This window comes from Halobellus captivus (assembly GCF_003697845.1).
In the GTDB taxonomy this organism is placed as follows: Archaea; Halobacteriota; Halobacteria; order Halobacteriales; family Haloferacaceae; genus Halorubrum; species Halorubrum glutamatedens.
On the sequence record NZ_RDQE01000009.1, the window covers coordinates 158400 to 170788 of the forward strand.

General features: G+C 69.3%; 9 protein-coding genes and 1 tRNA gene. 6 read left to right on the forward strand and 4 right to left on the reverse strand.

Going from position 1 to position 12389, the window contains the following annotated elements:
• Positions 1–216 precede the first annotated feature (216 nt).
• Complete coding sequence (locus EAO78_RS11935) at positions 217–2463, reverse strand: hypothetical protein (protein WP_122106060.1); 2247 nt, start codon at positions 2461–2463, stop codon at positions 217–219.
• A gap of 200 nt (positions 2464–2663) precedes the next feature.
• Here EAO78_RS11935 and EAO78_RS11940 point away from each other — a divergent pair, with 200 nt between their 5' ends.
• The 4 genes from EAO78_RS11940 (at position 2664) to EAO78_RS11955 (ending at position 6727) form a co-directional block, all read left to right on the forward strand.
• Complete coding sequence (locus EAO78_RS11940; protein WP_122106095.1) at positions 2664–4004, forward strand: hemolysin family protein; 1341 nt, start codon at positions 2664–2666, stop codon at positions 4002–4004.
• A 77-nt stretch (positions 4005–4081) separates the two neighbouring features.
• Positions 4082–4154 (forward strand) — tRNA-His (locus EAO78_RS11945).
• Positions 4155–4449: 295 nt separating this feature from the next.
• On the forward strand, positions 4450–5700 hold the full coding sequence (locus EAO78_RS11950) for an MFS transporter (protein WP_122106061.1): 1251 nt from the start codon (positions 4450–4452) through the stop codon (positions 5698–5700).
• A gap of 55 nt (positions 5701–5755) precedes the next feature.
• On the forward strand, positions 5756–6727 hold the full coding sequence (locus tag EAO78_RS11955) for a D-2-hydroxyacid dehydrogenase (protein ID WP_122106062.1): 972 nt from the start codon (positions 5756–5758) through the stop codon (positions 6725–6727).
• A gap of 78 nt (positions 6728–6805) precedes the next feature.
• Here the strand turns inward: EAO78_RS11955 and EAO78_RS11960 are convergent, their stop codons facing one another.
• The 3 genes from EAO78_RS11960 to EAO78_RS11970 all read right to left on the reverse strand — a co-directional run bounded on the left by EAO78_RS11960 (position 6806) and on the right by EAO78_RS11970 (position 10428).
• On the reverse strand, positions 6806–7966 hold the full coding sequence (locus EAO78_RS11960) for an acyl-CoA dehydrogenase family protein (protein WP_122106063.1): 1161 nt from the start codon (positions 7964–7966) through the stop codon (positions 6806–6808).
• Between the two features lie 141 nt (positions 7967–8107).
• A complete protein-coding gene (locus tag EAO78_RS11965; RefSeq protein ID WP_122106064.1) occupies positions 8108–9325 on the reverse strand; it encodes a mandelate racemase/muconate lactonizing enzyme family protein in 1218 nt (405 codons plus the stop codon).
• On the reverse strand, positions 9322–10428 hold the full coding sequence (locus tag EAO78_RS11970) for a mandelate racemase/muconate lactonizing enzyme family protein (RefSeq protein ID WP_122106065.1): 1107 nt from the start codon (positions 10426–10428) through the stop codon (positions 9322–9324). Before EAO78_RS11970 ends, EAO78_RS11965 begins: the two co-directional genes overlap by 4 nt.
• A 157-nt stretch (positions 10429–10585) precedes the next feature.
• On the opposite strand from EAO78_RS11970, the gene EAO78_RS11975 reads away from it, so the two are divergent.
• Together EAO78_RS11975 and EAO78_RS11980 are read left to right on the forward strand one after the other, a co-directional pair.
• Positions 10586–11887 (forward strand): nickel pincer cofactor-dependent isomerase, group 22, encoded by a 1302-nt coding sequence (locus EAO78_RS11975; protein ID WP_122106066.1) that lies wholly within the window; start codon positions 10586–10588, stop codon positions 11885–11887.
• 152 nt (positions 11888–12039) lie between these two features.
• Positions 12040–12387, forward strand: a complete 348-nt coding sequence (locus tag EAO78_RS11980) for a cupin domain-containing protein (protein WP_122106067.1) — start codon at positions 12040–12042, stop codon at positions 12385–12387.
• The last annotated feature ends 2 nt before the right edge of the window (positions 12388–12389 follow it).

Consider the following 12389-nt stretch of genomic DNA (forward strand, 5'->3'; position numbering starts at 1 on the left):
GCGGACCGATCAGAAGCCGGCAACCCCTCGATCCGAAGCCGACGGCTCTTCGGCGGCCGTCGCGTTCGGCCGCATCGCTCGAGCGTCGTCGCCGCAGTCGGTGGATCGCATGTGGTCATCGTCCACCATTCGCGAGCGACGATCGATAAAGCCCTCGGGCGACGCGCCGGAGATCGATCGGATCGCTCGGACCCTCCCCTGCCCGCGTTTCCCGGCTCACAGTTCCGTCTCGATCGCGGTCTCGCCCCGAGCGATCGTGCCCTCGATCCGCGGCTCGAGCGCCGCCGCGTCGGCGTCGTCGTACTCCCGAACCCTCCCGCTCGCGAGGAGTTCGATCGCCTCCTCGAGCGACGAGACGGCGGCCGCGAGGTGTTCGTTCGCCGCCTCCCCGTCGCCGCGTTCGGCGGTCCGTGCCGCCGCCGCGGCCTCCTCGCGGGCACGCGACAGTCGATCGAGTACGGCGTCGGTGTCGTCGTTCCCGTCGGCGTCCGTCCCGCCGTCGGCGTCGCCGTCCTCCCGCAGCGACCGCGCCAGGTCGATGACGTCGGCCAACTCGTCGCGGAGCGCTCCGGCGAGCGACGCCTTCCCGGTTTCGACGGCCCGGCGCGTCGCTTCGGTGCCGTCGCCGAACGTCTCCGGCGTCACCCGGTACGCGCCGGGGCGCCCCTCCGAATCGACCACCTCGACGGTGTAGCGTCCCTCCCGGTGGACCGCGACGGCGAACCGGTCCGCCTCGGTCGGCGCTCCGTCGTGGACGACGCCGGCGTAGTCCTCGGTCACGCGGACGTGAGCGATCCCCCCGGTCTCGCGGCCGTCGCCGCGGATCCATCCCGCGTCCTCGGTCGGGACGACAGTGAGTTCGCCGTCCCCGGCGGCCCGGTACGTTCCACCCTCATGGACGAACCGCCGGGCGACCGGGGCGAACCCCGGTCCGTCGACGACGAGGAGGTGCTCGCCGGGGTCGACGTCGAGGTACCCGAAGACGCCCCCGCGAGTCACCGTCGCGGTCGGGTCCTCGCTCGCGAGCCGCACGGCGAGCTCCACCGGCAACGGGTATCGCGACACGGCGATCGCGGACCCGAGCGCGTCGCGCGCGTCGTCGCCGATCCCGTCGAGCGCGCCGTCCGCTCCGGAACCCAGGTAACGGACCCGGCCGACGACCCGGTTCGTGAGTCCCGACGGCGACTCGCCGTCGATCCGGCGTCGGTGCGCGGGGTCCGTGACGTCGGCGAGCGGGTCGGCGTACCGCGGTTGTTCCCACGGGATCCCGACGGACGTGATGTGGTCCGCGAGGCGATCCTCGGCGAATCCCGGGATCGCGAACTCGAAACTGAGTTGCGGACCGACGAAATCCGCTATCGCCTCCGGAAGCGACTCCATCGGCTCGAGGGCGTACGTCGCGTCCGCGGGAGTGGCGCTGTCGGGATGGGTCAATACGAGCCCCGGCTCCCGGAGGGGGATCGCATCGGGCGGGCGGGGCAACCCGTGCCAGCCCCCGACGGTCACCCGCTCGTCGACGAAGTCCTCGCGGTCGACCGACAGCGACGGGTGTTCGTGGAGCGGATACCCGTCGAGCTCCGGCATGACGAACGGGAGCCTGGCTCCCTCGCCGCGGGGGAGTCCGTACGCGAACGGGGCTGCCAGGCTCTCGGCGACCTCCAGGGCGTCGTTGGTCACGTCCGACTGCCAGTCGTCACCCGGCAGCCGCTCGAAGCTCGGTCGGACCCCGTTGACCTCGCTGGCGCTCGAGTGTGAGCCGACCTCCGAGAGGATCCCCGGCCGACGGCCGGCCGCGAGATCGGGTTCGAGGAACTCGTTGTTCGGGGTGCCACGCGCGTGAGCGCTCGCCGACAACAACAGCGGTTCGCCCGTCTCGCGGTCGAGGAACACCTGGAGCAGCTCCCAGTCGTGCCAGTGGAAGTTCACCGTGAACTGGTCGAAGACGGAGTAGAACCAGTACTGGATCGCGTCGACGCCGTCGGCCGCCTCGACGACCCGGTAGAACACCGTCGGTGCCGGCGGCGACCCCGTCTCGCGGAACCGTCGCGAGTACTCCTCGAGCGCGCGAAAGCCGTCGACGACCGGACCGTCGCCGGAGTCGACGACGTACGGACGAGGATCGGTGGGGAACCACTTCTCGAGGGCTCCGAAGTAGAGGTCGGGGGCGTACCGCTCGACGACCGCGGGGATCTCGTCCAGCGGATCCTCGCCGTCCGAGGGATCCTCGGATCCGTTCCCGTCGCTCTCCGGCGGTTCGGACGTCGGCGGCTCCGGAACCGTCGGCTCCTCCGAGTCGGAGCGGGTCCACGCCCCGAGAAGCCCGCCCGCGCCCAGCGTCGCGAGCCCCGCGTACGCCAGGAGCCGACGGCGTCGCCCGTCGGTCGTCCCTTCGTCCGCCGCGTCGCGGTCGGTTCCGTCCCCATCGGTCACACCCTCGTCGTCACCTCCGTTCGTGTTCGACATCTCGAATCTCTCACGGAATACGCGAGCGGGGTATAATTACCTTCCTCAGCGTCGTACTCTCTTGGCGCTCGGACCGAGGGCGGCCGATCCCCCGTCGTCCGTCTCGCGTCCCGAACCCTCGGTCACCGTTTTAAGCCCCCGTCGTGACGTACCGGTATGATCACGACTCGATCGAACGGCGACGCGACGCGGAGGCACCGATGACGGACCTCGTCGTCTCCGGGTCGCGGCTCCTCCTCGCGTTGGTGCTGGTCGTCCTGAACGGCTTCTTCGTCGCCTCGGAGTTCGCGTTCGTCCGGATCCGGTCGACGTCGGTCGAGCAGCTCGCGGAGGAGGGGCGTCCGGGCGCGGAAACCCTCCAGGAGGTGATGGCGAACCTCGACAACTACCTCGCGGTGACACAGCTCGGAATCACGCTCGCGTCCCTCGGTCTGGGGTGGGCCGGCGAGCCCGCGATCGCGTCGCTCATCGAGCCCGTTCTGGAGCCGCTGCTCCCGGCGAATCTGATCCACCTCGTCGCGTTCGCGGTCGGGTTCGGCTTCATCACGTTCCTCCACGTCGTCTTCGGCGAGCTCGCGCCGAAGACGATCGCCATCGCGGAGGCCGAGCGGCTCTCGCTTTTCGTCGCGCCGCCGATGAAGCTCTGTTATCTGCTGTTCTACCCCGGACTCGTCGTGTTCAACGGGACGGCCAACGCGTTCACGCGACTCATCGGCGTCCCGCCGGCCTCCGAGACCGACGAGACCCTGGACGAGCGCGAGATCCGACGGGTGTTGGCACGCGCCGGCGAGGCCGGTCACGTCGCCGAGGCGGAGGTGGAGATGATCGATCGCGTCTTCGAGACCGACGACACGGACGTCACCGAGGTCATGGTCCCCGGCCCGGACGTGGTGAGCGTCCCGACGGACGCCTCCCTGTCGGCGATCAGGGCGACGATCCGCGAGGCCGGACACACGCGCTATCCGGTCGTCGAAGCCGACGACGAGGGTCGCGTGGTCGGCTACCTCGACGCCAAGGACGTCCTCGGCGCCGTCGATCCGGACGGCGGCGGGACCGCGACGGCCGGCGACCTCGCGCGCGAGGTGCTCGTCGTCCCCGAGACGACGACGGTCGCGGAACTGCTCGTCCGCTTCCAGGACGAACGTCGTCAGTTGGCGGTCGTGATCGACGAGTGGGGCGCGTTCGAGGGGCTCGTCACCGTCGAGGACGCGGTCGAGACGATCGTCGGCGACCTCCGGGACGGCTTCGACATCGAGGGGGGAGAACCCTCGATCCGCCGGCACGGCGACGAGGGATACGAGATCGACGGGGGCGTTCCCCTCTCGACGGTCAACGACACGCTCGGCGTCGACTTCGAGGGCGTCGGCTTCGACACCCTCGGCGGCCTGGTGTTCGACCGGCTCGGCCGCCCGCCCGAGGTCGGTGACGCCGTCTCGGAGGACGGCTACACGATCGAAGTGCTGGCGGTCGACGGTGCCCGCGTCTCCACGGTCCGGATCCGTCAGGAGGACGGAGGAGACGGGGAAAACGACGCCGAGTAGCCGCGCGCGACTCGCTCGCACGGCCTGTCCCGAGTCGTAACGGTTATCAATCGAAACGGGGTACGTGAGGGTGCGTGTCCGGGTTAGGGTAGTGGACTATCCTTCAGCCTTGTGGAGGCTGAGACGCGGGTTCGATTCTCGCACCCGGACCTTCCGAGTAGCGTAGTGACGAGGAAAGCCGGAAGGCGAGATCGAACCACGCGAGACGAGAGTTAGCGAGTCTCGCTCGGGTCAGTTTTTCCGGTGACACGGGAACGCAAGGGTGGTCGCGGTCCGCTTCGCGTGTCACCGTCGCCGCCGCGGAGTCGACGCGACGGTGGCGGTGACCGAGGGACGATCGAGGTCCGTGGCGAGCGTCTCGCGGTTCGGTGAACGCCGTCGATCGCAACGATCTCTGCCGGAAGACGCAGTCCCATGTACCCCACCGCCTTCCGGGAGAGTATCCGTGGTCTCGACGCCGTCGATAGCGGGGAGCGAGTCGGGCATCGTCCGGGAGCGCCCGTTCCAGCTCCTGTTGTTGATCAACGTGCTCCCGCCGCTCGGCACCGCCCTCCTCTCGCCGGTGTTGGGGTCGCTCGTCGAGCCGCTCGGCGCGTCGGCGGCGAACGTCGGGCTGTTGATGTCGGCGTTCACCGGCCCGGCCGTGGTCGTCATCCCGATCGCCGGGGTGATAGCCGACCGGTACGGCCGACGGCCGGTCCTGATCTTCGGGCTGGTGTGGTTCGGACTGACCGGGACCGCGATCGCGTTCGTCTCGACGTTCGCCGCGGCGCTCGCCCTTCGGCTGCTCCAGGGGATCGGGTTCGCCGCGCTCACGCCGATCATCATCACGAGCCTCGGCGACCTCTACGCGGGCACGAAGGAGGCGACCGCACAGGGACTCCGTTTCACCGGGTCGGGCCTCTCACAGACGGTCTTCCCGCTCATCGCGGGCGTCCTTGTCGGGTTCGCGTGGCAGTACCCGTTCCTCCTCTACGCGCTCGCGTTCCCCATCGCGGCGGTGGTGTACCTCCGGTTCGAGGAGCCGATGGACGACGACGCGAAGGGCGGATCCGGGGACGACCTCCGGACGCAGCTCGCGGACCTCCGGTCCCTCGTGGCTCACCGACGCGCGTGGAGCATCGTCGTCGCCCGCGGGACGGCGAACCTCGCGTGGTTCGGCTTCCTCACGTACAACTCGATCGTCGTCGTCGACGTGCTCGGCGGAACGCCCGCACAGGCCGGGGTGCTCGCGGCGCTCGCCAGCCTCACGTACGCGCTCGCGGCGACCCAGACGGGCCGGATCTCGGCGGCCTTCGACGACCGACTCTACCCGCTCATCGCGGCGAACGCCTCGATGGGTGCCGGGATCGGGCTCGTCTTCCTCGCGACCGCGCTCCCGCTCGCCGCGCTCGGAGTCGTCCTGATGGGAGCGGGCTTCGGGGTCGTGTTGTCGATCTACCGGAGCATCGTCACCGATCTGGCCCCGCCGGCGCTGCGCGGCGGGCTCGTGAGCCTGAGCGAGGGGACCGGACGGGCGAGCGCGACGCTGACGCCGATCCTCATGGGCGGCGCCATCGCGGTCACCGGCTCGTGGCTCGGGTTCGTTCCCGCCGTCCGCGCCGTCGGCGTCGCGACCGGCGTCGTCGGCGCGGTCGGCGGGATCGGCTGTCTGGTGTTGATGAGCCGGGCGCCGCCGATCCGGGTGGACGGCTGATCCCCTCCCCGCTCCGACCGCGGGTACTTAGTCCCCCCGCGGCGACCCCCGGACGATGAACGCGGAGCCGACCACCACCGACATCGCGGTGCTCGACCACGGCGCACACGGGATCCCGGCCGCCGACTACGTCTCGATCCTGCGCGAGCGACTCCCCGACCACACGGTCCGTCTGGTTCGGACCGACGCGGAGCGGCGTCGATACCTCGCCGAGGCACCCGTCGTCGCCGGAGTGCGTCTGACCGACGAGGACCTGGGGATCGCGGAGGACATGCAACTGTTCGCGTGTAACGCCGCGGGCGTCGACCACCTGCCGCTCGAGGAGCTCGCCGAACGCGGCGTCGCGGTCACGAACGCCTCCGGCGTCCACGGACCGAACATCGCCGAACACGTGCTCGGGTGGATCCTGACGTTCGTCCGCCGCCTCGACGAGGGACGCCGACGACAGCGACGCCGCGAGTGGCGTCGGTTCCAGTCGTTCACCGAGCTGACGGGGAGCACCGTCACCGTCGTCGGCCTCGGCGCGATCGGCGAGACGATCGTCGAACGACTCGAGGGGTTCGACGTGGAGACGATCGGGATCCGACACACTCCCTCGAAGGGCGGACCCACCGACGAGGTCCTCGGGTACGACGACCTCCCGGAGGCGCTGGTTCGGACCGACGTCCTCGTCCTCTCGTGTCCGCTGACCGAAACGACGACGGGGCTGATCGGCGAGGACGAGTTCGAGGCGCTCCCGAACGACGCGATCGTGGTCAACGTCGCGCGCGGCGGCGTCGTCGACACCGAGGCGCTGGTGTCCGCGATACGCAACAACGGGATCCACGGGGCGGGCCTCGACGTGACCGACCCCGAGCCGCTCCCCGAGGACCATCCGCTCTGGGGCTTCGAGAACGTCTTCCTCACGCCGCACGTCTCCGGTCACACCCCGAAGTACTGGGAGCGGCGGGCCGACGTGCTCGTGGCGAACGTCGAGCGGGTGGCCGAAACGGGCGAGTACGAGGACCTCCGCAACCGAGTCGCCTGAGTCCTCCCCGGTCCCGTCGAGACGTCCCACTTCCGGTCCGCCGGCGTCCGATTCGATCGCCAGCCGGTAGCTACCGGCTCACTGATACGCCTGGAGCCCGGTGAGGTCCTCGCCGAGGATGAGCGTGTGGATGTCGTGGGTTCCCTCGTACGTGTAGACGGTCTCCATGTTGGCCATGTGCCGCATCGGGGAGTAGTCAGCCGTGATCCCGTTGCCGCCGAGCATCTCGCGGGCGATCCGCGACTGGTCGCGGGCGGTCCGGACGTTGTTCCGTTTGGCCATCGAGACGTGTTGCGGGCGCATCTCGCCCGCCTCCTTGAGCTCGGCGAGTCGGTGGGCGAGGAGTTGCGCGAGCGTGATCTGGGTGGCCATCTCCGCGAGCTTGCGCTGTTGGAGCTGGAAGCCGCCGATGGGCCTCCCGAACTGCTCGCGGTCGGTCGCGTACTCGCGGGCGGTCTCGAAGCAGTCCTGGGCCGCGCCGACCGCGCCCCACGCGATGCCGTACCGTGCCTGCGTCAGACACGACAGCGGGCCCTTCATCCCGGAGACGCCCGGAAGGCGGTTCTCCTCGGGGATCCGGGCGTCCTGGAGGCTGACCTCGCCGGTGATCGACGCGCGGAGGCTGAGCTTCTCGTCGATCTTGTTGGTCGTCACGCCGTCGCGATCGGTCTCGACGAGGAACCCGCGGACGGGCGTCCCCTCCTCGCTGTGGTCCTTCGCCCAGACGACGGCGACGTCCGCGATCGGTGAGTTCGTGATCCACGTCTTCGTGCCGTTCAGGACGTACTCGTCGCCGTCCTTCTCGGCGCGCGTCTCCATCGCGGACGGGTTCGACCCGTGTTCGGGCTCGGTGAGGCCGAAACAGCCGACCGCCTCGCCCTCGCCGAGGGCGGGCAGCCACTCCTCCTTCTGCTCGTCGCTGCCGAACGCGTGGATCGGGTACATCACGAGCGCGCCCTGGACGCTCGCCATCGAGCGGAGCCCCGAGTCACACGCCTCCAGCTCGCGCATCAGGAGTCCGTAGGAGGTCTCGCTCACGCCCGGTAGCCCGTATCCCTCGAGGTTCGGCGCGTAAAACCCCATCTCGCCCATCTTCGGGATGAGTTCGGTCGGGAACGTGCCCTCGATCCAGTGTTCCCCCATGTCGTCGACCTCCCCCTCGACGAACGAGCGCGCGGAGTCGACGAGCAGTCGCTCCTCTTGGGTGAGTGACGCCTCCAAATCGAAATAATCGATCATGTACGGCGTTACGTATCCACGAATAAATAACCCTACTTCCCGGAACGACGCGGTCGGGGAAACGCTCCGGATCGTCGGTCTCGGGGATGCCGACGAGTCGAGAAGGATGCCGACGAATCGAGGAGGCGGCCGATCCGTCCCTCAGAACCCGGTCGTTCCCTCGAGGAGGTGCTCGTCGACGACGTCCATGTCGAGTTCGATCCCCAGTCCCGGCTCCTCGGGGACCGCGATCCGGCCCTCGTCGATCAGCGGCTCGTCCCGGACGAGGAGGTCGTCCCACCAGTCGACCTCCAGCGCGTGGTACTCCAGGAGGTCGAAGTTCGGGGTCGCCGCGCCGAGGTGGACGCAGGCCATCGTCCCGACCGGGCTACAGACGTTGTGCGGCGACATCGGCATGTAGTTCTCCTCGGCCCGGTCGGCGATCCGCATCGTCTCGTGGAGCCCGCCGACCGTCGTCGGGTCGGGCGTGACGACGTCGACGCCGTGGTCGTAGATCAGGTCCGAGAGCTCGAACACGCGGAACCGGTTCTCGCCGGTCGCGACCGGCGTCCGCGTGGCCTTCGTCACCTCCTTCTGTGCGTCCATGTTCTCCGGCGGGACGAGGTCCTCGAGCCACATCAGGTCGAACTCCTCCAGCTCGTAGGCCAGCCGCTTCGCGCTCTCCACGGAGTAGTCCCAGTGGCAGTCGAACGCGAGGTCGACGTCGTAGCCGATCTCCGAGCGCACCGCCTCGACGATCTCGCGTTTCTCGCGGATGGCCGCGTTCGTCAGCCGCCCGTTGTACGGGTCGTTCTCGTTGTCGGCGGGCAGGTCGAGGTCGAACTTGAGCGCCGAAAAGCCCATGTCGACGACGCGGGCCGCCTCGGCGGCGTACGCCTCCGGGGAGTACGCCTCGGCGTCGGCGTAGGCCGTCGCGCCGTCCTCGACCGCGTACGCCTCGCCCGCGTGACAGTCGCAGTAGAGCCTGACCTCGTCGCGGTACTTCGATCCGAGGAGCTGGTAGACGGGGAGGCCGAGGATCTTCCCGGCGGCGTCCAGGAGCGCGACCTCGATGCCGGACGCGGCGGTCACGACCTTGCCGGTGGTGCCGCCGTGGCCGGACATCTCCTGGAAGACATAGCGGACGAGCCGCTCCACGTCGAGCGGGTTCTCACCCACGAGGAACCGGTTCGTGTACTCGACGAGTTCGGGGATCCCGCCGCCGCGGTACGACTCGCCGATCCCGGTGACCCCGGCGTCGGTCTCCACCTTGATCAGGTTCCACTCGAAGTTGCCCTCGACGACGCAGGCGTCGATGCTCGTGATCTCGACGTCCCGGTCCGCGTCGCGAACGTTGATCCGATCGGAGAAGTCCCTCATGCGCTGAACTCCTCCAGTGCGTCCTCGTCGAGCGTCACGCCGTGGCCCGGCTCGTCGGGCATCGCGATCCGGCCGTCGTCGCCGGGCGCGAGCGGCTCCGCGACGACGTCGTCGAACGCCTTCACGTCCATGTCGCGATAGAAGTACTCGATCCACAGCCCGTTGTCGATCGCCCCGAGTAGCGACGTGTGGATGTTCCAGTTGTAGTGGGGCGCGATCGGGACGTCGTAGGCGGCGGCGTAGTTCGCGATCCGGAGCCACTCCGTGATCCCGCCGCAGACGGTCACGTCCGGCTGGAGGATCGTCGCCGCGCCCGTGTCGTGGAGCCGCGCGAAGTTGTGGCGGCTCCCCTCGAGCTCGCCGGTGGCGACCGGGTAGTCGATGGCGTCGTTCACCTCCGCCATCGTCTCCACGCGGTCGATCATCACCGGCTCCTCGATGAAGTACGGGTCGTACGGTTCGAAGGCGCGGCAGGCGCGGACCGCCTCGGTCGTCGACTCCCAGACGCCGTTGGCGTCGAGAAGCAGCGTCGTCTCCGAGCCCACCTCGTCGCGGACGGCGGCGACGCGCTCGACCTCCTCGTCGATCGAGAGGCGGCCGACCTTCATTTTCACGACGTCGTGCCCCTCGTCGACGTATCGCCGAACCTCGCTCCGCAGGGCCTCGTGTCCCTTCTCGTCGCGGTAGTATCCCCCGCTGCCGTAGGAGGGAACCGACTCGCTGTTGCCGCCGAGCAGCTTGTACAACGGCTGGCCGGCGTCCTTCGCCTTCAGGTCCCAGAGCGCCATGTCGACGGTGGAGATGGCGCGCAACATGACGCCCATCCGACCGATCTGGACGTTGCCCTCGTACATCTCGCGCCAGAGCCGGGTGGTGTCGCGCGGGTCCTCGCCGGCCACGATCGGCTCGAGCATCGACTCGACCGCGTCCGCGACGAGGTGGGCACCCTCGTAGCCCAGCGAGTAGCCGACTCCCTCGAGGCCGTCGGCGGTTCGAACGTACGTGATCGCGTGGTCCCGGTAGGTGAGCGTCCGGTTGGAGAAGGAGACGGGCGACTCCAACGGGAGCTCGATCGGGAACGACTCGACTTCTGTTATCTCCATGGGTGCCCGCGTAACCCCGGCGATAAATAATTCTGTATACGGGCAAGTACGACCCGTCCCCGACCACGTGATCTCGACGACCCGGTCTCGACGATGGGGGACCGAACGGACCGCGACACGCGAACAGTATTTCAGTCTCGCCGACGAGCGTTCGCCCATGGAGTTTCCCGACCGCGACGACGTCGATCACCTCATCGACGCACAGCCGCTCCCCTCGTTCGCCCGGGTCGAGTACGACCCGCCGAGCGAGACGCTCGCGGACCCGCTCGGCGCGGCCCGCGCGGAGCTCGATCGGATCGACGCCGACGACCTGGAACCCGGCGATACGGTCGCCATCGGCGTCGGGAGCCGGGGGATAGACCGGATCGACGAGATCGCCGCCGCGGCCGTCGACTGGGCGGAGGCGCGGGGATACGACCCCGTCGTCGTGCCCGCGATGGGGAGCCACGGCGGGGCGACCCCGGAGGGACAGCGGGAGGTGCTCTCGGCGCTCGGGATCGACGAGGAGCGCGTGGGAGCCCCCATCGACGCCCGGATGGACGCGGAGGCGCTGGCGACGGTGACGGTCGGCGACACCGACGTGCCGGTGTACTTCTCGACGGCGGCGCTCGACGCCGACGGCGTCGTCGTGGTGAACCGCGTGAAGGCACACACCAACTTCAGCGGGCCGATAGAGAGCGGGCTCGCGAAGATGACCGTCGTCGGCCTCGGCAAACAGCGCGGCGCGAAGTCGTTCCACTCGACCGCCATCGCGGAGGGGTACGTCGAGACGCTGACGGCCGCCCTCGACGTCATCGAGTCCGCGGTGCCGCTCCTCGGCGGGCTCGCCCTCGTCGAGAACTTCGAGGAGGAACTCGGCCACGTCGAGGCCGTTCCGGCGGGAGCGTTCCTCGACCGGGAACCCGAGCTGCTGGAACGCGCCTACGACGAGATGGCGACGCTCCCCGTCGAGGAGGTCGATCTCCTCGTCGTCGACGAGATCGGCAAGGAGATCTCGGGCGCAGGGATGGACACGAACGTGATCGGTCGCTATCGCGTCCTCAACGCGCCCGACCCGGAGACGCCCGACATCGACCTCATCTACGTGCGCGGGCTCACCGAGGCGACGAAGGGGAACGGCAACGGGATCGGGCTCGCGGACCTCACCCGGCAGGCGGCGATCGACCAGCTGGACACGAGGAAGACGTACGCGAACGCGCTCACGAGCGGGTCGCTCGCGAAGTCGAAGCTCCCGGTGGTCGCGCCCGACGACGAGTTCGCGATCCGGACCGGGCTCGCCGCGCTCGGCGGGTACGACCCCGAAACGGTCCGGATCGTCTGGATCCGGAACACCGAGGACCTCGGCGAGCTCCACGTCTCCGAGGCGGTCGTCGACGATCTGCCCGAGGCGGCGACGGTGCGGGAGCGCGACGTCACGGTGACCTTCGAGGACGGAACCGCGCGGATCCCGGAATCGTAGCTCGCGAAACACGGGACGGCCCGAGGCCGACGGCGACTGTGGTGATCCCCGCGATCGACCGGGACGGCAAACGTTATCACTCGCGTCGTGTTCGGCCATATCATGGGTCGACAGACGCGCCATATCGCGGACGCACCGACGGGGGAGTCACGATGAAGCCGGTCGCCTTCGACGAGGCCGAGACGTACGAGCCGGACGAGGGGTGGCGCCGGGTCGCGATGGCGGGAAGCGACCGGTTCTCCTTCGAGTGGTTCGAGAAGCCGCCGGGACACAGCTCGCCGATGCACGACCACGAGAACGAGCAGGTGTGTCTCTGCCTCGAGGGCGAACTCACCGTGGCGACGGAGGACGACTCGGTCACGCTGGCCCCGAACGACTCGGTGTTGCTCGAGTCGAACGAGGCCCACCGGGTCGAGAACACGGGCGACGAGCGCGCGGTCGGCCTCGACGTGTTCGCGCCGGGGCGGTCGTTCGACTTCTGGACGGACCGTGAGGAATGAAC

Coding starts and splice junctions, on each gene's coding strand:
- EAO78_RS11935 (WP_122106060.1), bottom strand. CDS start 2,463: ATGTCGAACACGAACGGAGGTGACGACGAGGGTGTGACCGATGGGGAC.
- EAO78_RS11940 (WP_122106095.1), top strand. CDS start 2,664: ATGACGGACCTCGTCGTCTCCGGGTCGCGGCTCCTCCTCGCGTTGGTG.
- EAO78_RS11955 (WP_122106062.1), top strand. CDS start 5,756: ATGAACGCGGAGCCGACCACCACCGACATCGCGGTGCTCGACCACGGC.
- EAO78_RS11960 (WP_122106063.1), bottom strand. CDS start 7,966: ATGATCGATTATTTCGATTTGGAGGCGTCACTCACCCAAGAGGAGCGA.
- EAO78_RS11965 (WP_122106064.1), bottom strand. CDS start 9,325: ATGAGGGACTTCTCCGATCGGATCAACGTTCGCGACGCGGACCGGGAC.
- EAO78_RS11970 (WP_122106065.1), bottom strand. CDS start 10,428: ATGGAGATAACAGAAGTCGAGTCGTTCCCGATCGAGCTCCCGTTGGAG.
- EAO78_RS11975 (WP_122106066.1), top strand. CDS start 10,586: ATGGAGTTTCCCGACCGCGACGACGTCGATCACCTCATCGACGCACAG.
- EAO78_RS11980 (WP_122106067.1), top strand. CDS start 12,040: ATGAAGCCGGTCGCCTTCGACGAGGCCGAGACGTACGAGCCGGACGAG.